Annotated in this window: 23 protein-coding genes and 1 pseudogene; 14 read left to right on the top strand and 10 right to left on the bottom strand. The window is 39.1% G+C overall.

All coding sequences use genetic code 11. The features are described 5' to 3' along the window. The first annotated feature begins 23 nt into the window (after positions 1-23). Positions 24-1,022: a cysteine synthase A gene (gene cysK / locus KIP84_RS17645; protein WP_213689000.1), complete on the top strand. Its 999-nt coding sequence runs from the start codon at positions 24-26 to the stop codon at positions 1,020-1,022. 55 nt (positions 1,023-1,077) lie between these two features. Here cysK and KIP84_RS17640 read toward each other — a convergent pair whose 3' ends face one another. From KIP84_RS17640 to KIP84_RS17625, 4 genes are all read right to left on the bottom strand, one after another. Then, complete coding sequence (locus KIP84_RS17640; protein WP_079381008.1) at positions 1,078-1,686, bottom strand: transglycosylase SLT domain-containing protein; 609 nt, start codon at positions 1,684-1,686, stop codon at positions 1,078-1,080. A gap of 280 nt (positions 1,687-1,966) precedes the next feature. Further along, the gene (locus KIP84_RS17635; RefSeq protein WP_005065652.1) at positions 1,967-2,200 is read right to left on the bottom strand and encodes a DUF2798 domain-containing protein; all 234 of its coding nucleotides are present in this window, start codon (positions 2,198-2,200) and stop codon (positions 1,967-1,969) included. 4 nt (positions 2,201-2,204) lie between these two features. After that, positions 2,205-2,771, bottom strand: coding sequence for a flavodoxin family protein (locus KIP84_RS17630; protein WP_213688999.1), 567 nt, complete (start codon positions 2,769-2,771; stop codon positions 2,205-2,207). A gap of 18 nt (positions 2,772-2,789) precedes the next feature. Next, positions 2,790-3,275 (bottom strand): DUF2938 domain-containing protein, encoded by a 486-nt coding sequence (locus KIP84_RS17625; RefSeq protein ID WP_213688998.1) that lies wholly within the window; start codon positions 3,273-3,275, stop codon positions 2,790-2,792. Between the two features lie 81 nt (positions 3,276-3,356). Here KIP84_RS17625 and KIP84_RS17620 point away from each other — a divergent pair, with 81 nt between their 5' ends. The 4 genes from KIP84_RS17620 to KIP84_RS17605 all read left to right on the top strand — a co-directional run bounded on the left by KIP84_RS17620 (position 3,357) and on the right by KIP84_RS17605 (position 8,577). Beyond that, complete coding sequence (locus KIP84_RS17620) at positions 3,357-3,761, top strand: helix-turn-helix domain-containing protein (RefSeq protein WP_032005802.1); 405 nt, start codon at positions 3,357-3,359, stop codon at positions 3,759-3,761. A gap of 150 nt (positions 3,762-3,911) precedes the next feature. Beyond that, the gene (locus KIP84_RS17615; protein WP_069122026.1) at positions 3,912-5,171 is read left to right on the top strand and encodes an esterase-like activity of phytase family protein; all 1,260 of its coding nucleotides are present in this window, start codon (positions 3,912-3,914) and stop codon (positions 5,169-5,171) included. A 212-nt stretch (positions 5,172-5,383) separates the two neighbouring features. Continuing rightward, positions 5,384-7,762 (top strand): YgiQ family radical SAM protein, encoded by a 2,379-nt coding sequence (locus KIP84_RS17610; protein ID WP_213688997.1) that lies wholly within the window; start codon positions 5,384-5,386, stop codon positions 7,760-7,762. A gap of 314 nt (positions 7,763-8,076) precedes the next feature. After that, positions 8,077-8,577 (top strand): DUF2726 domain-containing protein, encoded by a 501-nt coding sequence (locus KIP84_RS17605; protein ID WP_002121669.1) that lies wholly within the window; start codon positions 8,077-8,079, stop codon positions 8,575-8,577. Positions 8,578-8,724: 147 nt separating this feature from the next. Here the strand turns inward: KIP84_RS17605 and KIP84_RS17600 are convergent, their stop codons facing one another. Beyond that, positions 8,725-9,078: a RidA family protein gene (locus KIP84_RS17600; RefSeq protein WP_069122028.1), complete on the bottom strand. Its 354-nt coding sequence runs from the start codon at positions 9,076-9,078 to the stop codon at positions 8,725-8,727. Between the two features lie 192 nt (positions 9,079-9,270). Here KIP84_RS17600 and KIP84_RS17595 point away from each other — a divergent pair. Continuing rightward, a pseudogene (locus tag KIP84_RS17595) lies at positions 9,271-9,387 on the top strand (hypothetical protein). Positions 9,388-9,391: 4 nt separating this feature from the next. Here KIP84_RS17595 and dinB read toward each other — a convergent pair. The 4 genes from dinB to KIP84_RS17575 form a co-directional block, all read right to left on the bottom strand. After that, entirely contained in the window at positions 9,392-10,447 is a 1,056-nt protein-coding gene (gene dinB, locus KIP84_RS17590) for a DNA polymerase IV (RefSeq protein ID WP_213688996.1), read from the bottom strand. A 1-nt stretch (position 10,448) separates the two neighbouring features. After that, positions 10,449-11,207 carry a GH25 family lysozyme gene (locus tag KIP84_RS17585; RefSeq protein WP_213688995.1) on the bottom strand — a complete coding sequence of 253 codons (759 nt, stop codon included), beginning with the start codon at positions 11,205-11,207 and terminating at the stop codon, positions 10,449-10,451. A 76-nt stretch (positions 11,208-11,283) separates the two neighbouring features. Continuing rightward, a complete protein-coding gene (gene mdtD, locus KIP84_RS17580; RefSeq protein WP_213688994.1) occupies positions 11,284-12,675 on the bottom strand; it encodes a multidrug transporter subunit MdtD in 1,392 nt (463 codons plus the stop codon). A gap of 171 nt (positions 12,676-12,846) precedes the next feature. Continuing rightward, a complete protein-coding gene (locus KIP84_RS17575) occupies positions 12,847-13,470 on the bottom strand; it encodes a TIGR00730 family Rossman fold protein (protein ID WP_002062375.1) in 624 nt (207 codons plus the stop codon). Positions 13,471-13,796: 326 nt separating this feature from the next. Here KIP84_RS17575 and KIP84_RS17570 point away from each other — a divergent pair, with 326 nt between their 5' ends. The 6 genes from KIP84_RS17570 (at position 13,797) to KIP84_RS17545 (ending at position 22,365) form a co-directional block, all read left to right on the top strand. After that, on the top strand, positions 13,797-15,386 hold the full coding sequence (locus KIP84_RS17570; RefSeq protein ID WP_002121643.1) for a TerC family protein: 1,590 nt from the start codon (positions 13,797-13,799) through the stop codon (positions 15,384-15,386). A 71-nt stretch (positions 15,387-15,457) separates the two neighbouring features. Next, positions 15,458-15,925, top strand: a complete 468-nt coding sequence (locus tag KIP84_RS17565) for a YchJ family protein (protein ID WP_213688993.1) — start codon at positions 15,458-15,460, stop codon at positions 15,923-15,925. 45 nt (positions 15,926-15,970) lie between these two features. Further along, positions 15,971-16,615 (top strand): trimeric intracellular cation channel family protein, encoded by a 645-nt coding sequence (locus tag KIP84_RS17560; RefSeq protein WP_002121256.1) that lies wholly within the window; start codon positions 15,971-15,973, stop codon positions 16,613-16,615. 82 nt (positions 16,616-16,697) lie between these two features. Further along, complete coding sequence (locus KIP84_RS17555; RefSeq protein ID WP_002121171.1) at positions 16,698-18,017, top strand: MFS transporter; 1,320 nt, start codon at positions 16,698-16,700, stop codon at positions 18,015-18,017. A 151-nt stretch (positions 18,018-18,168) separates the two neighbouring features. Beyond that, positions 18,169-20,388, top strand: a complete 2,220-nt coding sequence (gene parC / locus KIP84_RS17550) for a DNA topoisomerase IV subunit A (RefSeq protein WP_005079495.1) — start codon at positions 18,169-18,171, stop codon at positions 20,386-20,388. 297 nt (positions 20,389-20,685) lie between these two features. Beyond that, on the top strand, positions 20,686-22,365 hold the full coding sequence (locus tag KIP84_RS17545; RefSeq protein WP_213688992.1) for a long-chain-fatty-acid--CoA ligase: 1,680 nt from the start codon (positions 20,686-20,688) through the stop codon (positions 22,363-22,365). A gap of 40 nt (positions 22,366-22,405) precedes the next feature. Here KIP84_RS17545 and KIP84_RS17540 read toward each other — a convergent pair whose 3' ends face one another. Further along, positions 22,406-22,798, bottom strand: a complete 393-nt coding sequence (locus KIP84_RS17540) for a hypothetical protein (RefSeq protein ID WP_033851266.1) — start codon at positions 22,796-22,798, stop codon at positions 22,406-22,408. A gap of 106 nt (positions 22,799-22,904) precedes the next feature. Between KIP84_RS17540 and KIP84_RS17535 the strand changes: the two genes are divergently transcribed. Together KIP84_RS17535 and ppa are read left to right on the top strand one after the other, a co-directional pair. After that, positions 22,905-23,303, top strand: coding sequence for an MAPEG family protein (locus KIP84_RS17535; RefSeq protein WP_002121258.1), 399 nt, complete (start codon positions 22,905-22,907; stop codon positions 23,301-23,303). Positions 23,304-23,430: 127 nt separating this feature from the next. Then, positions 23,431-23,955 carry an inorganic diphosphatase gene (ppa, locus tag KIP84_RS17530; protein WP_002121243.1) on the top strand — a complete coding sequence of 175 codons (525 nt, stop codon included), beginning with the start codon at positions 23,431-23,433 and terminating at the stop codon, positions 23,953-23,955. The last annotated feature ends 104 nt before the right edge of the window (positions 23,956-24,059 follow it).

Raw genomic sequence — 24,059 nt, 5'->3', positions numbered from 1 at the left:
ATCAAGTCTAATAAGGATATAACATGTCTACCGATCAACAATTCCCAACACCCAATAATTTAGGTATCGCAGTTTATTCAAATAATGCAGAAGCTATTGGTAATACTCCTTTAGTTCGTATCAACCGTTTAATTAAAACTGGTGCAACTGTATTAGCGAAAGTAGAAAGTCGTAATCCTGCCTTTTCTGTGAAATGCCGTATTGGGGCTGCACTTATTGCAGATGCAGAAAAAAGAGGTGTGTTGAAAGAAGGCATGCATATTGTTGAACCAACAAGTGGTAATACAGGGATTGCATTGGCTTTTGTTGCGGCGGCGAAGGGTTATCCAATTACTTTGACTATGCCAGCCAGCATGAGTCTTGAACGCAGAAAAGTATTAAAAGCTTTAGGTGCTAATTTAATTCTAACTGAACCGGCGAAAGGGATGAAAGGTGCGGTTGATGAAGCGGTACGATTAGCAACTGAGCAACCAGATGTTTATTTCTTACCTCAACAATTCGAAAATCCAGCCAATCCACAAATTCATGTGGACACAACTGGCCCAGAAATTTGGCAAGCAACAGGTGGGCAGGTTGATATTTTAGTTGCTGGCGTAGGTACTGGAGGTACGATAACGGGTATTTCTCGTTATTTTGAACAGGTCCAAAATAAGCCATTGTACTCAGTAGCAGTTGAACCTGCTGAGTCTCCAATTATTACTCAAACTAAAAATGGTGAAAGTATTACGCCTGCACCCCATAAAATTCAGGGGATTGGTGCAAACTTTATTCCAAAAAATCTTGATTTGGATTTGGTTGATGAAGTCTTACCAGTGAGTAGTGAAGAAGCAATTCAATGGGCGAGAAACTGTGCAACTCAAGAAGGTATTTTGGTAGGTATCTCAAGTGGAGCTGCCTTGGCTGCTGCAGCTAAAATTGCAGAGCGTCCTGAAAATGCTGGTAAAACAATAGTTGTTATTCTTCCTGATAGCGGAGAACGTTATTTATCTTCTGTTTTATTTGAAGGTTTATTTGACGAATAAAATTAACTATGTAAAAAGCCCATTAATAGATGGGCTTTTTTTATTTGATCTGAATTTATAATGCACTTTTTAAAGTTTTCTGATGACGTTTCACAGATCGAGCATATTTTTTTGCTTTGTGTCGTGTCCAGAAGCTTCGCTCATATCCAGTTGGTCCCACATTATAATAAGCTGTTGCCTTGAACCAACTATCAGCTGACTGATAATAATGATTTAAGATATAAGCCCCACATTGGATATTAGTAGTTTCATCATACAAATTCCCAGCACAAGTTTGTTGCCAATAACTCGGAATAATTTGAGTTAAACCGACAGCACCAGTAGGAGAGCGAGCATTACTATTGTAACTAGACTCTTGCCTGATGACTGCTGCGAGTAAAAGAGGGGGGACATTATATTGGTCAGCACTTTGAATAATCATTGGAGATAGCCGATTGGCTGTGCTCGCTGGAACAGAATACGCCTTTTGTAAGCCAGACGAGAGTTTATTGGAGCGCCAAGAAAATGAACCACTATTCGGCCCTAAGCTTGTACACCCTGTCATTATTGTCATCAATGCAATAATAAAAAATTTGAGGCTAAGGCGGTGTAATTGTGAGGGTTCAAAATGATCTTGAGCTAAAGATGAGGTAAGCAAAATACAAAACCAATAATCAAATTTCAAATGAAATGATGGTATTCAGCCGTACTTATCGGATCAATATAAGTTCTGTTGCTCAGCACATCTATAAAGTAAGAATTTTGTATAATTAAAATGAAAAAAACCCCGACATCCTGTCGAGGTTTCTTCGTATTCAGCTTATGTAGCTAACTCCTGTCAACTACCGCTTCCTGCGTTCTTATTCTTCTTCAATGAGACATCCTGTCTCTCTATGATTTATATACTATGAAAAAATACTAAAGCTGAATATCCGCAAATCACCGCAAGTTTTGTACGTTTTAACTTACAGTCGTTTTTTTTCAACTTTCTTAGATATGATGTCGACTAATTTCTGGGCTATAGGAGCACAAATCAATACACTTGGGAAAGCTAATATCCATGCAATGATCCAAGCCGATAACCATAATGAAACGAAGTGATGATTTAGCCCTACAGCCTTGAAAGTTGAAATACCTGAAACTATAAAAGACATCATTCCTGATAAAATTAAGAGGAATAAAAGTTTCTGTGCTTTCATGGCCTTATATTCCTTGATAAGCATTTAAGGTCAATGCAAAATTTTCTCCAAATTGTTGAGCAGTTTTAATATCTCCTTCATCAAAACCATCTGCATTACTGCCATGTTCAGCTTGAGCCATTAAGCCTGACCATGAACCGAGACGGTTGGCTGCTTGCGTATAAGGAATGCCTTTGTGCTGTTCAGGCATGATTGGGTTACCGACCCATAACATGCCGTGTTGCATACAAAAGGTGAAAATCGAAATTAACGTCGATTGTTTATCACCGGCGGGAAGAGATGAAACGGTAAAACCAGCCGCCAATTTTCCTTTAAAACTCTGTTTTTTCCATAAAGGGCCTGTTGCATCCATGAGCTGTTTTAACTTGGAAGATACACCACCTAAATAAGTGGGAGACCCCCAAATTAAGCCGTCATATTGGTTAAGAATTTCTGGGCTATCGATGAAATCTTCGGCATTGAGTAAATCTGCTTTAATATTTTTATGGCTTAAAATACCAGTTTGAATTTGCTGAGCAATAAATTGGGTGTGGCCTTGGCGGCTATGGTAAATGATAGCAACAGTTTTCATGAGCAGTCTCCTTTTTCTTTAAATTTGAAATAGTTTTGCAGTGAGATATAAGCCACAACCAAAAACACTATGGTTCATTAAACTTTTTAGACAGTTCAAAAAAGGATGGGGTGTTTTTGATGAAGCAAAGCCACTACCCATCGCAGGTTGCATAATAAAAAATGGAATGAGAACGGTGACTACACCAAATAGAAGTGCTGAATAAAACTGAGGTTGGCTAAGCCAAGTTGAACCAATAATGAAAAGAAAACTCAATGCAAAGATAATCCCAACACTATAGTGAGCAATCCAACCCAATAAATATTCACCCTTAATTTGAGGGCTTTTTGCAATAGATTGATGGATAAGTTTCCCTTGAAATATCCAACCAACCCAGCGGCCGAGGAAGGCAAAATTTATGGTCGGAATTTTGAATATCTTTAATATGAACAGCCAGATATCCATAAATATAGTTGCACCAATACCAAGAAATAAAGCTTGAAAGAACAACGTAGAGGTATTCATTTTTACACCTTGCTTTTATACGTATGAAACGTGATAAATTTATTGTGCAAGTTCAAGTTCACTTGAAGTCAAGAGGTTATTATGGATATTGGTGAAGTTGCTAAAAAGGCAAAAGTCACAACGGCTACACTACGTTTTTATGAAGAGAAGGGATTAATTAAATCGATAGGGCGGCAAGGCTTACGTCGACAATATGGTAAACAGGTCATTGATCAATTGGCATTAATCTCTTTGGGTCGTGCTGCGGGTTTTTCTTTAAATGAGATTGCTGCAATGTTTGGACAAGATGGTAAGCCTGAACTTGATCGGCAAAAATTAAAAGATAAAGCTGAACAGTTAGAGCAAATGGCAAAACGATTGCATTTTATCAGCCAAGGATTAGAACATGCTGCTGTATGTCCTGCTGAAAATCATATGGAATGTCCAACTTTCCAAAAATTTTTAAAAGCAGCAATTGCTGGAGAATATCAGCCAACAAAACTTTAATCAGTTCTTAGCGAAGAGGTCGAATTTTTGAGGTTGTATTAAATAGTTAGTCTTGTCATATTTTCGCCATAAAGATTTCATCTTTTTGAAGTAAAAACTTCATATAAGCTTGATTAAATTTGCTTAATTTTTTACCAACTGTATAAAACCATGAGCAAAAAAACATTAGCGGTATTATTATGCTGTGCCAGTTTAGGATTGGCGGCATGTAATGATGATAACGACCAAGAACAAAATTCACCTACTGAAAATGTTACCGAACCAACCTTAATTTCTTTTGCTAAGTTACCTGTAGAAACTTATGCTGCTGGTCCAGACTCTGGCGCATATGTGAAAGGTGCAAATGGAATTTATCCTCCATTTAAAGGTCAACCTGTACAGGGGTTTTCTGCTGCCTTAAAAAATGAAGATGGCAGTTATATGGCTATGGCCGATAACGGTTTTGGCACTCAAGATAATTCATCAGACTTTTTACTTCGTATTTATAAAATAAAGCCTGATTTCAAAACTAAAGCTAAAGGCACGAGCCAAGTTACTGTACAAAGCTTTATCCAACTGCGTGATCCGAATAAATTAATTCCATTTAATATCATCAATGGTAATACACCTGAGCGTTTATTAACGGGTGCTGATTTTGACCCAGAGTCGATGCAGCGTACTAGTGACGGGACCTACTGGATTGGAGATGAATTTGGTCCATATTTACTCCATTTCTCAGCAGATGGCGTGTTATTAGATGCACCGATTGCTCTGCCAAATCCGTTAAATCCGACTCAAGAATTACGTTCACCACAAAATCAATTTAATAAAGCACAAATTAATTTTGTAGAACCTCTAGTTCAACAAAGTGGCGGTTTTGAAGGAATGGCGATTTCGCCAGATGGGCAGTATCTTTACCCTCTTATAGAAAAGCCAATTAAATCAATTCGAGAAACGGAAAGACAATTATTGATTTCTCAATTTGATGTGAAGAAAAAAGCGTATACAGGAAAATATTATTGGTTCCAGTTAGACAGTAAGGCAACCAATATTGGTGACTTCCAACTCTTTAATGATAAAGAAGGGATCATTATTGAACGTGATGCCACCCAGAATAATTTAGGCGGCTATAAAAAATTAATTCGTATTAAATTAAATGAGTCAGGTCAACTAGTTAGCCGTGAAGATTTAGTCGATTTAATTAAAATTGCTAACCCGAATATGTTGTATGGCACAGCTAGAGCAGGGGATATTGGTACGGGGCAGGTTTTTGCTTTTCCATTTGAGACGATCGAAGATGTGATTATTGAAAATGCTACAACTCTTACCGTTTTCAATGATAATAATTTCCCTGGTTCTACAGGACGTAACGCAAAACTGGCTGACGATAACGAGATTATTCAAATTCGTTTGCCAAAAGCTTTGTTCTAAGCTCTATAAATAAAAATTAAAACTGCGGCGGATTTTGATCCGCCGTATTTATGCTAAGAATAAAATATTGAATAAACTTTAATCAAATTAATTTCTATATTGTTGTTTTCGCATGTTTTATAAACAGGGAAAATGAATGAAATTCATGTTAAAATGATCGGCTTTCATCTTTAGATGTCTCTCCTTCATCTGCTAGCCGAGATTCGCAAGCCATGTCTACTGCCTACACCATGCAAACTGCGCCAAAAGCGTTGTTTGATTACGACAAATATTGGGCGTCGTGTTTTGAACCAGCGCCATTTTTGCCGATGTCACGAGAAGAAATGGACCAACTCGGCTGGGATGCTTGTGACTTTATTTTAGTCTGTGGTGATGCTTATATTGACCATCCATCATTTGTATCGGGTGTGATTGGACGTGTGCTTGAGGCACAAGGTTTCCGTGTCGGAATTATTGCGCAGCCAGACTGGACCAATGTTGAAAGCTTCCGCGTTTTAGGTAAGCCAACAATTGCTTGGGGTGTAACCGCAGGTAATATGGATTCGATGATTAACCGTTATACGGCAGATCGTAAAATTCGTTCGGATGATGCTTATTCTCCAAATAATGAACCAAATAAACGTCCAGACCGTGCAGCAACAGTTTATTGCCAACGTTGTCGAGAAGCTTTCCCTGATGTACCTGTGTTATTGGGTGGTATTGAAGGCAGTTTACGCCGTATTGCCCACTACGATTATTGGTCAGATAAAGTCCGTCGTTCGATTTTGATGGACTCAAAAGCCGATTTGCTCATGTATGGTAATGGTGAGCGTGCCATTATTGATGTGATGCATCGTTTGGCTAAAGGTGAAAAAATCCACGAGATTACAGACGTTCGTGGTACAGCATTTATTATTAATAAACATAACAAAGCATCAAAAGCAAAGTTTGTTGAAGTTGCGAGTAATGATGTAGATACCGTTGGGCGTGTTGATCCAATTATTAACCCCTATGTCATGACAGAAGATATTGACGGCTGTGAGGTTGAAAAAGAAAAGGGTAACTCTCTAGCTCAGTATCAAAACTTCCAAAAAGAGATTGTTGCAAATCCGATTGTGCGTGAAGGCGACAAACTTGATGATGACACTCAAATCGTTCAATTAAAGCCAGCACCGTCAAAAGCAATTAAACACAAATTACCACCACGAGAGTTGGCGGTTATTCGTTTGCCTTCTTTTGAAGAAGTGGCAAATGATCAAGTGCTTTATGCACATGCAAACCGTATTTTGCACCTTGAAACCAACCCCGGTAATGCCCGTGCGTTGGTGCAGCGCCATGGTGAACGAGATGTGTGGATTAACCCGCCCCCAATTCCTCTAACTACTGAGGAAATGGATTATGTGTTTGATTTACCTTATGCACGTTTGCCACATCCTACTTATGGTGATGCTCGTTTCCCTGCATTTGATATGATCAAATTCTCGGTCAACATTATGCGTGGCTGTTTTGGCGGCTGTACGTTCTGTTCGATTACAGAACATGAAGGTCGTATTATCCAAAACCGTTCGGAAGATTCGATCTTACGTGAGATTGAAAAAATCCGTGATACAGCACCAAACTTTACCGGCATTATTTCAGACTTAGGTGGTCCAACAGCAAACATGTACCGTTTGCACTGTAAAGACCCAGAAATTGAGAAGAACTGTCGTAAACCTTCTTGTGTTTATCCGGGTGTTTGTCAAAACTTACATACCGATCACGCGCCATTAGTGCAGCTTTATCGTAAAGCGCGCGCTATTAAAGGTGTGAAGAAGATTCTAATTGGTTCTGGTCTGCGCTATGACCTTGCGGTACTCAACCCTGAATATGTAAAAGAACTAGTACAACATCACGTTGGTGGTTATTTAAAAATTGCTCCTGAACATACTGAGCAAGGCCCGTTATCTAAGATGATGAAACCGGGTATTGGTACGTATGATCGTTTCAAACAAATGTTTGACCGTTTCAGTAAAGAAGCAGGAAAAGAGCAATATTTAATTCCTTACTTTATTGCTGCGCATCCAGGTACTTCAGATTATGACATGATGCACCTTGCAATTTGGTTGAAAAAGAACGGTTTCCGTGCCGATCAGGTACAGACGTTCTATCCTTCACCAATGGCAACTGCAACAACGATGTATTATTCGGGGAAAAACCCACTTGCTAAAGTAGCTCGCTATACTGAAAAGGTTGATATTGTAAAAGGTGAAAAACGCCGTCGTCTGCATAAAGCATTCTTGCGTTATCATGATCCAAACAACTGGCCATTACTTCGTGAGACCCTAAAAGAGATGGGTCGTGCAGATTTAATTGGTAATTCGAAGCAGCATTTAATTCCGACTTATCAGCCAAAAGGCACGGAAGGGGAATATAAGTCTGCTCGTAAGAAAAATTCGTCTACAGCAGGCGATTCGGTTAAACGAAATAATCAGCAAACGAATCATCATTCGAATCAAAAGCGTCCACAAAAAGGACAGGTTCTAACGCAACATAATGGTTTGCCTCCTCGTGAAACAGGAGAAAAAAGACCGTTTGGTGGGAAAAGTAAACCTAAATCTAAAGTCCGTGGATAATGATAAAACAGGCTCTTAAATAGAGCCTGTTTTGTTTTTTATGACTCTATTTAAATCGTATAATGAGATTTTTGAGGATTTAAAGTACAAAAAACGTAACGAATAATGATAAATAGCCAAAATCTGACGAGCTGCACTTGATTGTTATTGATTCTATGATTATAAATAATGTGAGGGTGGCTAAATTTAAGCCAAGCTTGATAACTACAAGTGAAATTACTAAGTGAACCTTTTAAAAAACGGCTGTGTCGTTATCAATTAAAACAAAGTGTGATCTAGCAAAATCATTATAAAAAACTTAAAGGATTAGGCCCATGTATTATTTAATCACGATCTTATTATTATTTTTGGTTGTTGTTATGGCAGTGAAAAGTCTGTCACGAAGGCATCAACATGATAGTGCTTTAAAGCGCCGTGCAGTGTTAACTAGCCATGAGCAAATGACCTTAACCAGACTACAAACTGTTTTGCCCAAATTTACCGTATTAGCGCATGTATCTTTTGATGCACTTCTAACTACAAAATACGCGCATACACGTCGTAAATATCAAAATATGTCAGCTGATTTTGTTGTGCTTGATCAAAATTATCAGGTAATTGTAGTCGTTGTTCTAGGGGAAAACGGTTTACGCCGAGCGCATCAACAATATGAACGTCGTCTATTACAATTGGCTGGCTATCGTGTGCTTCATTATAGCAGTGTGCCTGATTATCATGACCTAAGAAGAGACTTATTGAGTCCTGAATCAGAATTAGCAACTTTGCATGCGACACCCCAGCTAGAAAGAATGTCAAACGCTTTTGTGAAGCCTTAAAAATTCGACATTAGCAGAATTGATTTGAGAGCTCATTTAAGAAGATTTGAATAAAATGCTGAAATTCAAAATTTTAAAATTACTAAAAAATTGAGCAATATCACCCAAGATATTGCTCAATTTTATGTAGGTTTATAATTATAAAAATTATGGAAGTACCGCAACAACTGTCATTTCTACAAGTACATCTGGTGCATAGAGTTTTGATTCTACACATGTACGTGCTGGTGGATGTCCTTCGCTAATCCATGCATCCCAAACAGCATTCATTGCTGCATAATCTTTTTCAATATCTTTTAAAAAAATCATGACAGAAAGGATATGGGTTTTATCTGTGCCAGCTTCTGCCAATAGGCGGTCAATATTATCTAAAGTTTGTTGAGTCTGTCCTGTAACATCTACGCTTGTATCATCTGCGAGTTGTCCAGCTAAGTGTACTAAATTACCTGAAGTCGCAACTTCGCAGTAGCGTGAAGTAACGTGTAAACGCTTTACCGTCATAAAATGCTCTAATGTGGTTTTATTTAATAGTTTTGATTTTATGAAGAGTTGCTAGGTCGGTGCAAGCAAGTCGAAAAGAATTTCAGTAGATTATTGTGATGAAGGGATATCTAAGCCATGTATCAGAAGAGCCCTGCAATATTCGGATTTGGTCGTCACGCCAATCACAGGACGATATGCCGAAAGTAAAGGTTGCTTTGGCATGTTGCAAATACATGGGTAATGAATATGCGTTGATTAGGTTACTCTAAAGTTTCAGTAAAAGGGAGTCTATTTTGTTTAAAGTTTGCTCTTTTGGGTGAAAAGTAGTCAATTACCAAAGGTTAAGCTGGAAGTCGTCCGCTTGTGTCTGTAATTGATAAACGCCTATACCAATCAGGCGAAACTGGAAATTTTCGGGAATCTGCATTTCATTTAATAATAAAAATAAAACTTGAATTAAGTCTTGTAGTGACTGGATCGGTCTTTTAAAGCTTTTACTATGTTGTAAAGTTTGAAAATTCTTGAGCTTAAGTTTGATATTCACACCACGTGCATTGAGCTGTTTTCTCTCTAGTGTTTGCCATACTTTTTCGGCTAATCCCTGCCAATAGGGCTGGCATTGAACCAAAGTAAAATCACTGTCAAAAGTTGTCTCTTTCGAAATTTGTTGGCGAGCTCTTTCAGCTTGAACAGGTCTATGGTCAATGCCCTGAGCATATAGATAGAGTTGTTGTCCATATTTACCAAAGTGGTGAACCAAAACAGCTTCTTCAATTTTCTGTAAATCACCTAAAGTATGTAGCTGTAGCTGTTGTAATTTTTCCTGAGTGACTTTACCCACACCAGGAATCTTTTTAAGTGGAAGATCTTGAATAAAAGTAGCAACTTGCGAAGGTTTGATTACACATAAGCCATTAGGTTTGTTCCAATCCGAAGCAATTTTTGCCAAAAACTTATTTGGTGCCACACCTGCCGACGCGGTCAATCCAGTTAATCTAAAAATATCTTCCCGAATATGCATGGCAACTTCGGTTGCACTCGCAATTTGCTTTAGGTTCTCAGTGACATCCAAATAAGCTTCATCTAAAGATAAAGGCTCAATAAGTAGCGTATATTGCTGAAAGATCGAGTGAATTTGAGTGGAGACAGTACGGTATTTTTCAAAATTTGGTTCAATAATGACAACTTGAGGGCATAGTTTTCTTGCCTGACTCATCGACATGGCAGAACGCAAACCAAATTCACGGGCAGGATAGGAGGCAGCAGCAATCACAGCTCGCGGATGATGCGAAGAAATAACGACGGGGAGATGCTTTAGATCAGGACGCTCTCGCAATTCGACCGATGCATAAAAGGCATCCATATCGATATGAATGATTTTGCGCATATTATTGTGCTTTCACGATGCCTTGCTGCTGTAAAAATTGATGCCACTCTTTGACTGAACCCTCATAAACATTGAGATCTACAGACTTTGTGATTCCTTCAATTTTACCCTGATTACTATGCTGCCAAAAGAGCCATTTTCTTTTGTCTTTCAGCTCAGGTTTTCCTTCGTAATCTCTGACCCAAAGTGGTGTATTAGGGAAACTTCCTATTAATACAATGTGGTAAAAAGTTTTGGAAATATAAAAAATAGGCTGTTTGCCATAGTGCTGCTTTAAGCGGTCATGCATGATGCCTATTTCTTTAAGTAATTGTTCTTTGGTGTGTGCATTAATACAGTTACCGTCATATTCTAGATCGATAACAGGAGGAAGGGCATCGGCTTTGTTGGGTACAGTCGCAATAAAGTTATCCGCTTGCGTTTTACCATCACGGCATAGACGATAAAAGTGATAAGCGCCTACATGAAAACCATGTTCACGTGCCTTGAGCCAGTTTTCCTGAAATTTTGAATCTTTGTAATCGCCGCCTTCAGTCGCTTTTAAATAGACGAATTGGAATTTTTCCGGTGATATTTTTTTCCAGTTAATATCACCTTGATGATGAGAAACATCGAACCCTTGCACCGGATAATCCTGCGCAATAGCTTTTTGTTGATAGAACAGACCAAAATAAGCTAAGACTCCCATAACACAAGCTAAGCCAATTCCGATTAGGGTATTGTGCTGTGATGTGAAAAAAGTTTTAGCCAGTTTGCTCATTCAAAACTCATTAAAATTTGAAGTCGACATCATAGCGTGATTCACGAGCGAGAAACCATGCTAAAAATGCAACCGCTTATACAGACGTATCCTTTGGAATTTGCCAGAAAATAAAAGCAGTAATGACATTGATACAACCGAGGCAAATTAAAGTGACATGGAATGCAGTGGTTACATGAGCTGGGCCATAATAATTGGTAAATACGTTAATGAGTGTACCTGCCAGTGCCACGCCAATACTCATTGATAGCATCATGATCATCGATAGAAAACTATTACCGCTACTCGCATCTTGTTGAGGCAAGTCTTTCAAGGTTAATGTATTCATGCCAACAAATTGCAGTGAATTTAATGTGCCAAACAAGAAAAAGTGCAAGGCTCTAAACCAAGTTGGAGTATCGACGGTCATAATTGCAAAAGAGGCAATACATAGCCCAACTAATGTTGTGTTAATGAGTAAAAAACGTCGGTAGCCAATTTTTTGAATAATAGGCCTGACAATTGGCTTTGAAAATAATGAGCCCAAGACCAAGGGAATCATCATTAAACCTGCAATAAAGGGTTCAAAACCAAAAGCAACTTGTAGCATGAGTGGTAAAACAAAAGGTAAGGCATTACCACCAAAGCGAGCAAAGAAATTACCTAAAATACCAATCGCATAAATTTTGTTTCTAAAGAGTCGGCTACGAAATAATGCATTTTGATGAGTATGTGAATGGTAGGCATACCATAGTGTTGCGATTATTCCGACGACTAATAGCGAAATACTAAACCATTTTGAATATTCAGGTGAGGCTAGATGTTCGATCCCTAAGGACCATCCAATCATGGCCACGACTAATAAGATAAAGCCACCCAAATCGAATGTTTTGACTAAGGGTTCTTTTACATTTGGCATGACTTTTAGTGTCATTAGTATGCCAAGTATGCCCATAGGAATATTGATAAGAAAAATCCAGTGCCAAGTTGCAACTTCAACCAACCATCCGCCCAAAGTTGGACCAGCCAAAGGTCCGAGTAAACCTGCAAGGCTCATTAAGCTCATTGCAGCTAGGAACTGAGTTCGAGGAATAATTTTTAAAAGTGATAATCGGCCAACAGGGAGTAATAAGGCGCCGCCTATGCCTTGGATGACTCGGAAAAATAATAGCTGATTGAGACTCTGAGAAAGACCACAACCTAAAGAAGCCAGAGTAAAAATTACGATTGCCGACAAGAAAATATTTCTAACACCAAAGCGGTCTGCTAACCAGCCACTTAAAGGAATACAGGCGGCAACCGATAATACATAGGCCACCACTACGCTGTGCATGTGTAAAGGATCTTCATTGAGATGATGAGCCATTGCAGGAATCGCGGTATTTACAATGGTTGTGTCCAAGGCCTGCATAAAAAAGCCAATAGAAACCAAAAGAACGAGTAAGCGATATTCGGGTTGCAAGGCTTGGTGAGTCGGCGTGGCATTCATAACATTTGAAAATTAACGTTTTGGTCTAGTGTAAAACAAATTGAATTTAAAAGAAGTAAGCCAATGTTGAATACCCCTTTACTAAATCTAAGTTCTTTTGAAGGCAGAGGTGAAAATAGTTAAAACAAAAAAAGCGGCAGAACCGCTTTTTTAAATAGAGTAGGGGGACAACTAGACAACAAATCTTTTTGGCATTTTTAGGTTTTTAATGACGTTATAAATTTGATCAACATCATCACATACAATTAATTTAGCTCGGTGCTGAAGGGGAAGGAAACCTTCTTGAACTGCATGGTCTAATTGGGCAATAAGAGCGTTATAAAAGCCATTTACGTTATATAAAATCATAGGCTTTTGATGTTGGTTGAGTTGGCCCCAAGTGGCTATTTCCAATATTTCTTCAAATGTTCCTAAGCCACCCGGCAACGCAATAAATGCACTTGCACGTTCTGCCATCATGGCTTTACGTTCATGCATGGTTTCTACGACATGTAATTCAGTTAAGCCTGCATGTGCGACTTCATAATCAAGCATAAATTCAGGGATCACACCCACAGCTTCTCCGCCGTTTGCAAGAACGCTCTCTGCGACTTGTCCCATTAAACCGATACTGGCACCGCCATAGACTAATCCAAAGCCTTGTTCAGCGATTCCATGAGCAAGTTCAATTGCTTTTTCTCGGTAGATTGGGTTATTTCCTGCACGTGAACCACAATATAATGCAATAAGAGGTTGTTTTGTTTTTACAGCTGTTATTGGTGAATCATTTACTGCCATTGTTAATACGCTATTCATTGTTTTATTTTTACCTTATCACGTTCATATTTCTTGTCTACAGTAAGCAAAAGATATGACAACTTTATAAGCAGATTTATAAGAAAGATTCATGTTTTGTATGGGTTTGGTGAATGCTAGTCATGAACAAATAAAAATGATGAATTTATGTTAAATCTTGCCTATACTAAAAATTCGTTTAACAACATATGAACAAATATGGGTAGTGGTTGTAGTCGCTCCGTTTTAATTTCTTGTCTTAAAAAAACATTTTCCCCCCTTTGTATAGGCGCGCCTGTTGTGTTGCCAAATAAAGATAAAATCCAAACAACACAGGAGCAGGATCAATGATCTTTGAATGGATGTCTGATCCCTCTGCTTGGGTGGGTTTAGCAACTTTAATCGTTCTTGAAATTGTATTGGGGATCGATAACCTCGTTTTTATCGCGATTTTGGCTGAGAAATTGCCGCCAGAGCAACGAGCTAAAGCACGTATAGTTGGTTTGGTGCTCGCGTTAGGAATGCGCCTTGTACTCTTGGCCTCGATTGCTTGGGTCGTGACGCTGACTGAACCACTCTTCCATATTTTTGATCATCCATTCTCTGGTCGTGATTTGATTTTGTTATTCGGTGGTGTGTTCTTATTATTTAAAGGCACCATGGAGTTGCATGAACGGATGGAAGGAAAACAACTTCATAAAGAAGATAATCCTGTTCATGCTGCATTCTGGATGGTTATTGTCCAGATTGTTGTGCTTGATGCTGTATTCTCACTAGACAGTGTGATTACAGCTGTAGGTATGGTGAAAGAGCTGTCAGTCATGATGGTTGCGGTTGTGATTGCTGTCGGAATCATGTTGTGGGCATCAAAACCACTCATGGACTTCGTCAATAAACATCCAACAGTTGTCATTCTATGTCTTGGCTTCTTGATGATGATCGGTTTCTCTTTGGTGGTGGAAGGCTTTGGTTTCCATATTCCGAAGGGCTATTTATATGCTGCAATTGGCTTCTCGGTTTTGGTAGAAGTTATCAATCAGAGCATGCGCCGCAATCAGGAAAAGCTAGTTACCACTACAGACTTGCGTTATCGCACTGCCTCTGCGGTTTTACGTATGTTAGGCAGTAAAAATAGTAGTTCTTCAGATACTCAATCTTCTGATAAAGAAGATGTATTAGCGACGCAAGCTTTTGCTGATGAAGTTTTTGACGAAGAAAATGGTGCTTATCACAGTGTGCTTGTACAAGGTGTGCTTGGTTTATCAGAGCGTCCTGTAAAATCTGTTATGACTCCACGCCCTGAACTTGAGTGGATTGACTTAGACGATGAGCCTGAAGTTTTAAAAGAACGTTTAATGTCAATGACACATTCTCGTTTGATCGTTGCACGTGGTGAGCTTGATAATATTGAAGGTATCGCGCTTACGCATAAAGTTTTAAATAACTTTATTGAGACAGGTGTAATTGATTTCCAAAAGCATCTACGTGAACCTGTGATTGTGCATGAAAATGCTCAAGTGCTTATGGTGATGGAGCAATTGCGTCAAGCACCTTTACAAATGGCGATCGTATTAAATGAATATGGTTCCATCGAAGGTATCGCAACACCAATTGATATCTTAGAAGCAATTGCTGGTGAATTCCCAGATGAAGATGAGTTAGACGCTGCTGCTGAAAGCTTGGCAGATGGTTCATTAATGCTTGAAGGCTCAACTGATATTCGCCATGTATCACTTTTATTAGGTCGTGATCTCGTTGACGAAAGTGAACAGTATTCAACTTTATCGGGCTACTTGTTATTCCATTTAGGCCGTTTACCGGAAAATGGTGAAGCTGTTGAGGCAGACGGTTATCGCTTTGAAGTGATTACGATGGAAGGTCATAAAATTGAGAAAGTTCATATTGTTTCTATCGAGCAAGATGAATCAAAAGATTAAATGACGTTTTAAGTCTAGAAACATCATAAAATAGCTCAACTCTGAGCTATTTTTTATTTGAGAAACACCAAATGACCCAACAAACTTGTCCATGTGGAAAAGGCCGCTATATAGAGTGTTGTGAGCCTTTACATTTAGGCACAGCCAAAGCACTAACGGCAGAGCAGCTTATGCGTTCACGTTATAGCGCTTTTGCATTACAGCAAATTGATTATATTGTGCAAACGACTGCTTTAGGTCAGCAGACAACTCTTGATAAAGATGCTATCGCAGAGTGGAGCAAACAAAATCAATGGTTGGGTTTAGAGGTGGTTAACGCCAACGAAAAATTAGATAAAACCCACGCACAGGTTGAGTTCAAGGCTCACTATCATGATGGACAAAAAGCCCAAATTCATCATGAGGTTTCACATTTTGTTTATCACCAGCAAAAATGGTTTTTCCTCGACCCAACGGTCGATATGCAGGTCACGTTGAAACAACCTTGTATATGTGGTTCAGGAAAAAAATTTAAGCAATGCTGTGCACAATTTCTGTAAGTTTATCTTAAAATACGCCCACTGTTTGGCCTGAGGGAAAGGGCGATGTTACTCACCGTTATTTATATTATTGCGATTACTGCGGAAGCCATGACAGGTGCATTATCTGCTGGTCGACGGAGTATGGACTGGTTCGGTGTCGTACTGATTGCCTGTGTGACTGCTTTAGGTGGTGGTTCGGTGCGAGATGTATTGCTTGGTCACTATCCTTTAACTTGGGTAAAACATCCTGAATACTTAGTTCTGACCTGCTGTGCTGCATTTGTCACGATTATTATTGCCAAATGGATGCGTCATTTACATAACATCTTTTTGGTGCTCGATGCTTTAGGCTTGATTGGTTTTACGATCATTGGTTGCCAGATTGCCTTACAAATGGGACATGGTTTTGTCGTCTCAGCAGTAGCTGGAGTGTTGACTGGAGTATCTGGTGGTATTTTACGTGATATTTTATGTAACGATGTCCCGTTCGTTTTCCGCCGTGAACTCTATGCGAGTATCTCTTTTGTGGCAGTCATCTGTTACTGGGTTTGTCAGGATTTAGGATTAAGCCTAGAGTTAACCGTTATTTCAACTTTAATTTTTGGCTTTACCTTACGTCTGATTGCAATCTATTTTGGCTTAGAAATGCCTAAATTTATTTATAAAGATGATGATGCAGAATCGGCTTCTTCAACTGACGAACATTAATCATGCAGAATTCGATGTGAGCATGATATAACAATTAAATATATTGTCTTGCTCACTTATTTTTTCCAGTAGAGTTTTTCCTATGGATTTGGTTTCACGTATACAAAATCTTCCAATTGGCAAATTTCACTACACATTACTGTGGGTGGTTGGTTTAGGTTGGATGTTTGATGCGATGGACACCGGTATCATTGCTTTTATCATGACAACGCTTGTTAAAGACTGGGCATTAACGCCAGCAGAAAGCGGTTGGATTGTAAGTATTGGTTTTGTAGGGATGGCTATTGGAGCTGTTTGCTCAGGAGCTTTAGCAGATCGCTTTGGCCGTAAGACAATATTTGCAGTGACCATGGCCATCTATAGTATTGCGACTGCCTTATGTGCTTTTGCTCCAGATTTGAAGTGGTTATTAATTTTCCGTTTTATTGTTGGTCTTGGGCTTGGTGGACAGTTACCCGTTGCAGTGACATTGGTGAGTGAATATATACCTGCACATGTACGTGGTCGTTTTATCGTCCTACTCGAAAGTTTTTGGGGTTTGGGTTGGTTAGTTGCTGCACTCATTTCTTATTTTATTATTCCTAAATTTGGTTGGCATATTGCATTTCTTATGGGTGGCCTCCCACTGATTTATATTTTAGTCATTTGGAAAAAACTCCCTGAATCGATACCTTACCTGATTAACCGTGGACGTGTTGAAGAGGCACACGCATTAGTTCAAAAATTAGAAGCTCAAGCAGGCGTTCAAATTGTTCACCATATTGAAGTCGTGCCTGTAGCCATGCGACAAAAAGTCTCTTTTAAACAACTTTGGAGTGGTCAATTTGCTCGCAGAAGCTTAATGCTTTGGCTCATCTGGTTTGGAATTGTTTATTCCTACTACGGGATCTTTACGTGGCTGCCAAGTTTATTAGTGAAACAGGGCTATGACATCGTTAAATCTTTTGAATATGTTTTGCTTATGATTTTGGCGCAGCTACCAGGTTACTTGGCAGCAGCATGGTTTGTAGAGCGATTAGGTAGAAAAATTACACTCGCTGCATTTATCGGGTTTTGTGCCTTGTCTGCATATTTCTTTGGACAAGCCGATAGTGTAAATAGCATTATGTTTTGGGGTTGTCTCATGTCCTTCTTTAATTTGGGTGCATGGGGAGTGTTATATACCTATACACCAGAGCAATATCCAGCCAACATTCGGGCTTTTGGTTCGGGCTGGGCATCGGCAATGGGCCGTTTAGGTGGAATTTTGGCGCCGATAGTCGTCACTCATATGATGGTTTCCAAAAATGGGTTTAGCCATGTTTTTATGATGTTTACTATTGTTTTACTTTTGGTTGCAGCTGTAATTTTAATATTAGGTGAAGAAACCCAAGGTAAAAGACTAGAGTCGATAGGTCTCTAGTTTGCCTAACTTTATAGCAAGTAACTAAAAATATAGAGAGATGAGACATAATTTGACGCTCAGGTGACAGAGTCCCTCTTGTGTCTGTAACATAGCCCACTTAGCATAAGACTCACTTAAAATAACGACTGATTTGGAAGATAAGCTGACTATGACCAGCCTTGCGCATCAAGCGACAGAAAACCGCTCTGTAGCCGAATTTACTGAACAGGCTTACCTAAATTATGCCATGTACGTCATCATGGACCGTGCATTGCCACATATCAGTGATGGCTTAAAACCTGTACAGCGCCGTATTGTCTACGCCATGAGCGAGTTGGGCTTAAAAAGCAGTGGTAAGCCAAAAAAATCGGCCCGTACTGTGGGTGACGTACTAGGTAAATATCATCCGCATGGTGATTCGGCATGTTATGAAGCCATGGTGTTGATGGCTCAGCCGTTTAGTTATCGCTATCCTTTGATTGAAGGTCAAGGGAACTGGGGTTCACCAGATGATCCTAAATCGTTTGCTGCGATGCGTTATACCGAGGCAAAACTTTCTGCCTACAGTGAGTTATTACTAAGTGAGTTAGGACAAGGCACGAGTGAATGGCAAGATAACTTTGATGGTTCATTAAAAGAACCGATTACTTTGCCAGCACGAGTTCCTAATATTCTACTCAACGGCACAACTGGTATTGCGGTTGGTATGGCGACTGATATTCCGCCACATAATTTGCGTGAAGTGATTAAAGGAACAATTGCCTTAATTCGTAATCCGCAAACATCAGACGAGAAATTGGCTGAATATATTCCAGCGCCAGATTTACCAACCAAAGCTGAAATTATTACTCCGCCTGAAGAATTACTTAAAATCCAGACGACTGGACGTGGTAGCTACCGCATGCGAGCGGTTTATACCATCGAAAAAAATGAAATCGTGATTACCGAATTGCCGTATCAAGTATCGGGTTCTAAGGTGATCACTCAAATTGCCGACCAAATGCAGGCTAAGAAGCTACCATTAGTGGTGGATGTGCGCGATGAGTCTGATCATGAAAACCCAACACGACTCGTAATTGTACTGCGTTCTAACCGTATTGATGCTGAAGCGGTGATGAGCCACTTATTTGCGACTACCGATTTAGAATCAAGCTACCGTGTTAATTTAAACATGATTGGTGAGGATGGTCGTCCTCAGGTTAAGTCAATTCGTCGTATCTTACTTGAGTGGATTGAGATCCGTAAAAAAACGGTAACTCGCCGTTTAGAATATCATTTAAACCGAATTGAAAAACGCCTGCATATTTTGGCAGGTCTTTTAATTGCTTATCTCGATATTGATACAGTTATTCGTATTATTCGTGAAGAAGATCAGCCTAAACCTGTATTGATGGATCATTTCAAAATTGATGAGATACAAGCAGAAGCAATTTTAGAACTCAAGTTACGCCATTTAGCAAAACTTGAAGAGATGGAAATCCGTCAAGAACAGGATGAACTCTCAGCAAAAGCAGCGATTATTCGTGAACAATTAGAAAACCCTGAATCTTTAAAGAATCTAATTATTGGTGAATTAAAAGAAGACGCGAAAAAGTTTGGTGACGAACGCCGTTCTCCAATTGTTGCACGTGCTGAAGCTGTTCAGATTAGAGAACAAGATTTAATGCCGGCTGAAGCAGTAACGGTGGTTTTATCTGAAGCGGGGTGGATTCGTGCTGCAAAAGGTGCGGATGTTGATGCCGAGAATTTAAACTATCGTGCTGGCGACCAGTATTTAAGTCATGCGGTGGGTAAAACCAATCAACGAATTTATTTCCTCGATGAGACAGGCCGTAGTTATGCCTTGCCTATTAGCAGTCTGCCATCAGCAAGAGGCTTAGGTGAGCCATTAAGTTCGAAGCTTGCTCCTGCAAGTGGAGTCGCGTTTATTCAGGTCTATTTAGATGATGAAGAGTCAGAACTTATTGCTGCTAGCTCATCAGGTTATGGTTTTAAAACTCAAGTCAAACAGTTAGATACTAATGCCAAGGCAGGAAAAAGCTTCTTGTCGGTACCTGAAAAATCAAAAGCGCTACCGTTAATATCTGCCCAAAACATGACACATTTGGCTGTACTCAGCTCAGCAGGTCGACTCCTAATTATTGATTTGTCAGAACTGCCAAATTTAAATAAGGGTAAAGGTAATAAGTTGATACAACTTGAAGCGAAAGAGCAGATTTTATCCATGACAACCCTGAACTTAGATGAAATAATTCAGGTGGTTGCAGGTCAACAACATCTAAAATTAAAAGGTGATGATCTACAGAAATACATGGGTAAACGAGCTTCAAAAGGGCACCTCTTACCACGTGGATATCAAAAAGCAAATAAACTGTTGATTCAGAGATAAAGCTAGCGTCGGGCAACATAAATACGCTATATATGGCAATAAGTTCAAGCAATGAACTGAACTTATTGGTATTGGATAACGATTAAAAGGACAGCAATTTGGAGTACGCAATTTGTACTCCATGCAAAAAATTTGACAGGGTCAAATTGTCAAAACTTCTGTCTCATAATCTTGTTCGAAAGTGTCATGAATGTGCCAATAAGTTTTAAATATGTTCTGGCACCAAGAAGCTAAAGAATAGCTGGGGCATTGAATAACAGTTATTACTAAGGATTACGAATCGGAGATAATGGCATTATGGAAAAGATTTGGTTTGCAGAATACCAAAAAACAGGGATTCCAGAAACAGTAGCATTGCCTGCGGAAAATACCTCTCTTGTTGATATTTTTGAGAGTAATTTCCAAAAATTTGGTTCTCGTGATGCCTTTATCTTTATGGATAAAGCGATGTCATTTAACGAGTTGGAACTTGCAAGCCGTAAGTTCGCGACCTATTTGCAAAATTTGGGGTTAGCAAAGGGAACTCGTGTGGCCGTGATGATGCCGAACGTATTGCAATATCCTGTAGTTGCATTAGCTGTGTTACGTGCAGGCTTAGTATTAGTGAATGTAAACCCACTTTATACTGCGCGTGAGCTTGAGCATCAATTAAATGACTCAGGTGCAGAAGTACTCGTGATTATCGAAAACTTTGCCAGTGTTTACCAAAGCATTTTAGGTAAAACTCCTGTGAAACATGTTGTGGTTGCGACAGTAGGAGATATGCTTGGTACGCTTAAAGGTACATTAGTAAATTTCGTATTACGTAAAGTACGTAAGCAAATTCCTGCTTGGAATATTCCAGGATACGTTAAATTTAATACAGCATTAAATAAAGAAAGCCCGAGTAGTTATAAGCGTCCAAATTTAACTTTAAGTGATACTGCCGTGCTTCAATATACGGGTGGTACTACAGGTGTTTCAAAAGGTGCGGAATTAACACATCTTAATTTGGTTGCTAACCTTTTACAGTGTGATGGTATCTTCCAAAGTAAATTTGGTGCAAACGATGGCGCTAAAGGCGACCGTATTGTTTGCGCATTACCGCTTTATCATATTTTTGCGTTCATGGTTTGCGCGATGTACGGTATGTATAAAGGTCAGGCAAATATCTTGATTCCGAACCCACGTGATTTACCAGCGGTAATTAATGAATTACGTAAATATCAGCCATCATTCTTCCCAGCAGTAAATACATTATTTAATGCTTTAGTGAATAATGAAGAATTTAAACAACTTGACCATAGCAATCTAAAAATGGCGATGGGCGGTGGTATGGCAGTTCTACCTTCTACAGCAGAAGCGTGGAAGAAGATTACTGGTACAACCATTATTGAAGGTTATGGTTTGTCTGAGACTTCTCCGGTAGCGACTGCAAATCCTCCTGCATCTACTGAATTTAGCGGCACAATTGGTATTCCATTACCTTTAACAGAAGTTGCTATTTTAGATGATGACGGTAAAGAAGTCGCCTTAGGTGAGCAAGGTGAAATCTCTATTCGTGGTCCTCAAGTCATGAAAGGCTATTGGAAGCGTCCTGATGAGACTGCGAAAGTCATGACTGCAGACGGTTTCTTCCGTACTGGTGATATCGGCGTTATGGATAGCCGTGGATATACTAAAATTGTAGACCGTAAAAAAGATATGATTTTGGTTTCTGGCTTTAACGTTTATCCAAGCGAAATTGAAGAAGTTATTGCTAAACATCCAAAAGTATTGGAAGTTGCAGCAATTGGTGTTCCTGATGAAAAATCAGGTGAAGTGCCAAAACTCTTTATCGTGAAAAAAGACCAAAGCTTAACGACCGAAGAAATTTTGAACTTTGCTAAAGAAAACTTAACAGGTTATAAACGCCCTCGTTATGTTGAGTTTATGGATGAATTACCTAAATCAAACGTAGGCAAAATCTTACGTAAAGACTTACGTAAGCCAGCCTAAAAAGTTAATAAAAAAGCGCCTTAGGGCGCTTTTTTTGTTTTTACATTTTGTTGTGGCTCTTCATAAACCAGCGGTCTATGTAAGGACGACCAATTCCTACCATCCCAACAAAAACTAGCATTGTGCCCAATTGCAAACGCAAATGAGTTAAATCGAGCTGACCATAACTTAAATAATTATCTGCTAGGCAATATAGGGTAATCACAATTAACCAATGCCATAAAGGAAGTCGTTTAATACCGACTGCAATAAAAGTAATTGTTAAAATAACAAAGGTGCCCAGTGTCGATTGCCAATTTAGATTTGCACAAATCACACTCAATAAAAAAGCGACAATAGGAAGTACGATTTTTAATATACGGTCTACCTGAAGTTGATTTTGTTTTTGCTTCTCTAAGACGTCAAACAATTCTTTTTGATCAGGTTGTTGCATATATGGCCCTATTAATCAGTGATGACAAGTGATTGCATAAAATTTCAGGTAAAAACGCAATGTTATGATAGCATGATCAACAGTATTTTCAGTGATGGATGGCACTATGCAGGGCATCAGCGGCATTATCTATATTATTTTAGTGGCATGTTTGCTGCCATACGCATTTACCGTAATTGCAAAATTTACAGGTGGTTTCCAGCCCGTCGATAATCAAAATCCGAGAGCTTTTTTGGCTAAAACAACAGGCCTTGCTGCTCGCGCTAATGCCGTACAACAAAATAGCTTTGAAAGCCTACCTTTATTCTTAACTGCTATTTTAATGGCTGAATATATGGTTGTTCCGGAATATTTTATTCTGAGATTAGGTTGGGCATATATTATTTTAAGAGTTATTTATGGCATTTGCTATTTAAGTAACTGGGCAACTTTACGCTCTATTGTTTGGTTCTTATCGATATTGTGTCCAATCTTTTTACTTGTGGTCACGATTAAACTGACTTGAGTGTCATTCTGTCATCATTCATATCAACTTTCGCGTGTGCCCATTGTATAATCGGCATCATTTTGATGATATCCACGCTATAATCGAGTGGATTTTACATCTGACTTCATAACGAAAGAGTATTGATATGAGTTACAGCAATATCCCAGCAGGTAAAGATGCGCCAAATGACATCTATGTCATCATTGAAATTCCTGCAAATGCAGCACCAATTAAATATGAAATCGATAAAGATTCTGATGCATTGTTTGTAGACCGTTTCATGGGTACAGCAATGTTCTATCCAGCAAACTATGGCTATGTTCCAAATACTTTGTCTGAAGATGGCGACCCACTAGACGTACTTGTTGTAACTCCACATCCTGTTGCTGCTGGTTCTGTAATTCGTTGCCGTCCAGTGGGCAAATTAAACATGGAAGATGATGGTGGTATTGATGCGAAATTAATCGCTGTTCCACACGAAAAATTATCTCCACTTTACAAAGACGTGAAGGAATATACAGATCTTCCTCCGTTATTGATTAGCCAAGTTGAGCATTTCTTCAGTCACTATAAAGATTTAGAACCAGGTAAGTGGGTAAAAATCAGTGGTTGGGAAGGTGCTGATGTTGCTAAAGCAGAAGTATTAAAAGCAATTGAAGCTGCTAAATAAGCTTTAATTGATAAGCTCAGAATTTCTGAATTGATATTCTGAGCTTAATAAAGAACCTACATCTGTTGCCAGACGTAGGTTTTTTTATGCTTGATAGATTTGTG

Source organism: Acinetobacter sp. BHS4, assembly GCF_018454425.1.
Lineage (GTDB): Bacteria > Pseudomonadota > Gammaproteobacteria > Pseudomonadales > Moraxellaceae > Acinetobacter > Acinetobacter pittii.
Note: the sequence above shows the minus strand (reverse complement) of the source record. Positions and strands in the feature narration are given on the sequence as shown.

What these genes read in the sequence shown, in the direction of transcription:
- cysK (WP_213689000.1), top strand. Translation starts at nt 24, where the DNA reads ATGTCTACCGATCAACAATTCCCAACACCCAATAATTTAGGTATCGCA.
- KIP84_RS17635 (WP_005065652.1), bottom strand. Translation starts at nt 2,200, where the DNA reads ATGAAAGCACAGAAACTTTTATTCCTCTTAATTTTATCAGGAATGATG.
- KIP84_RS17630 (WP_213688999.1), bottom strand. Translation starts at nt 2,771, where the DNA reads ATGAAAACTGTTGCTATCATTTACCATAGCCGCCAAGGCCACACCCAA.
- KIP84_RS17625 (WP_213688998.1), bottom strand. Translation starts at nt 3,275, where the DNA reads ATGAATACCTCTACGTTGTTCTTTCAAGCTTTATTTCTTGGTATTGGT.
- KIP84_RS17620 (WP_032005802.1), top strand. Translation starts at nt 3,357, where the DNA reads ATGGATATTGGTGAAGTTGCTAAAAAGGCAAAAGTCACAACGGCTACA.
- KIP84_RS17615 (WP_069122026.1), top strand. Translation starts at nt 3,912, where the DNA reads ATGAGCAAAAAAACATTAGCGGTATTATTATGCTGTGCCAGTTTAGGA.
- KIP84_RS17610 (WP_213688997.1), top strand. Translation starts at nt 5,384, where the DNA reads ATGTCTACTGCCTACACCATGCAAACTGCGCCAAAAGCGTTGTTTGAT.
- KIP84_RS17605 (WP_002121669.1), top strand. Translation starts at nt 8,077, where the DNA reads ATGTATTATTTAATCACGATCTTATTATTATTTTTGGTTGTTGTTATG.
- KIP84_RS17600 (WP_069122028.1), bottom strand. Translation starts at nt 9,078, where the DNA reads ATGACGGTAAAGCGTTTACACGTTACTTCACGCTACTGCGAAGTTGCG.
- dinB (WP_213688996.1), bottom strand. Translation starts at nt 10,447, where the DNA reads ATGCGCAAAATCATTCATATCGATATGGATGCCTTTTATGCATCGGTC.
- KIP84_RS17585 (WP_213688995.1), bottom strand. Translation starts at nt 11,207, where the DNA reads ATGAGCAAACTGGCTAAAACTTTTTTCACATCACAGCACAATACCCTA.
- mdtD (WP_213688994.1), bottom strand. Translation starts at nt 12,675, where the DNA reads ATGAATGCCACGCCGACTCACCAAGCCTTGCAACCCGAATATCGCTTA.
- KIP84_RS17575 (WP_002062375.1), bottom strand. Translation starts at nt 13,470, where the DNA reads ATGAATAGCGTATTAACAATGGCAGTAAATGATTCACCAATAACAGCT.
- KIP84_RS17570 (WP_002121643.1), top strand. Translation starts at nt 13,797, where the DNA reads ATGATCTTTGAATGGATGTCTGATCCCTCTGCTTGGGTGGGTTTAGCA.
- KIP84_RS17565 (WP_213688993.1), top strand. Translation starts at nt 15,458, where the DNA reads ATGACCCAACAAACTTGTCCATGTGGAAAAGGCCGCTATATAGAGTGT.
- KIP84_RS17560 (WP_002121256.1), top strand. Translation starts at nt 15,971, where the DNA reads ATGTTACTCACCGTTATTTATATTATTGCGATTACTGCGGAAGCCATG.
- KIP84_RS17555 (WP_002121171.1), top strand. Translation starts at nt 16,698, where the DNA reads ATGGATTTGGTTTCACGTATACAAAATCTTCCAATTGGCAAATTTCAC.
- parC (WP_005079495.1), top strand. Translation starts at nt 18,169, where the DNA reads ATGACCAGCCTTGCGCATCAAGCGACAGAAAACCGCTCTGTAGCCGAA.
- KIP84_RS17545 (WP_213688992.1), top strand. Translation starts at nt 20,686, where the DNA reads ATGGAAAAGATTTGGTTTGCAGAATACCAAAAAACAGGGATTCCAGAA.
- KIP84_RS17540 (WP_033851266.1), bottom strand. Translation starts at nt 22,798, where the DNA reads ATGCAACAACCTGATCAAAAAGAATTGTTTGACGTCTTAGAGAAGCAA.
- KIP84_RS17535 (WP_002121258.1), top strand. Translation starts at nt 22,905, where the DNA reads ATGCAGGGCATCAGCGGCATTATCTATATTATTTTAGTGGCATGTTTG.
- ppa (WP_002121243.1), top strand. Translation starts at nt 23,431, where the DNA reads ATGAGTTACAGCAATATCCCAGCAGGTAAAGATGCGCCAAATGACATC.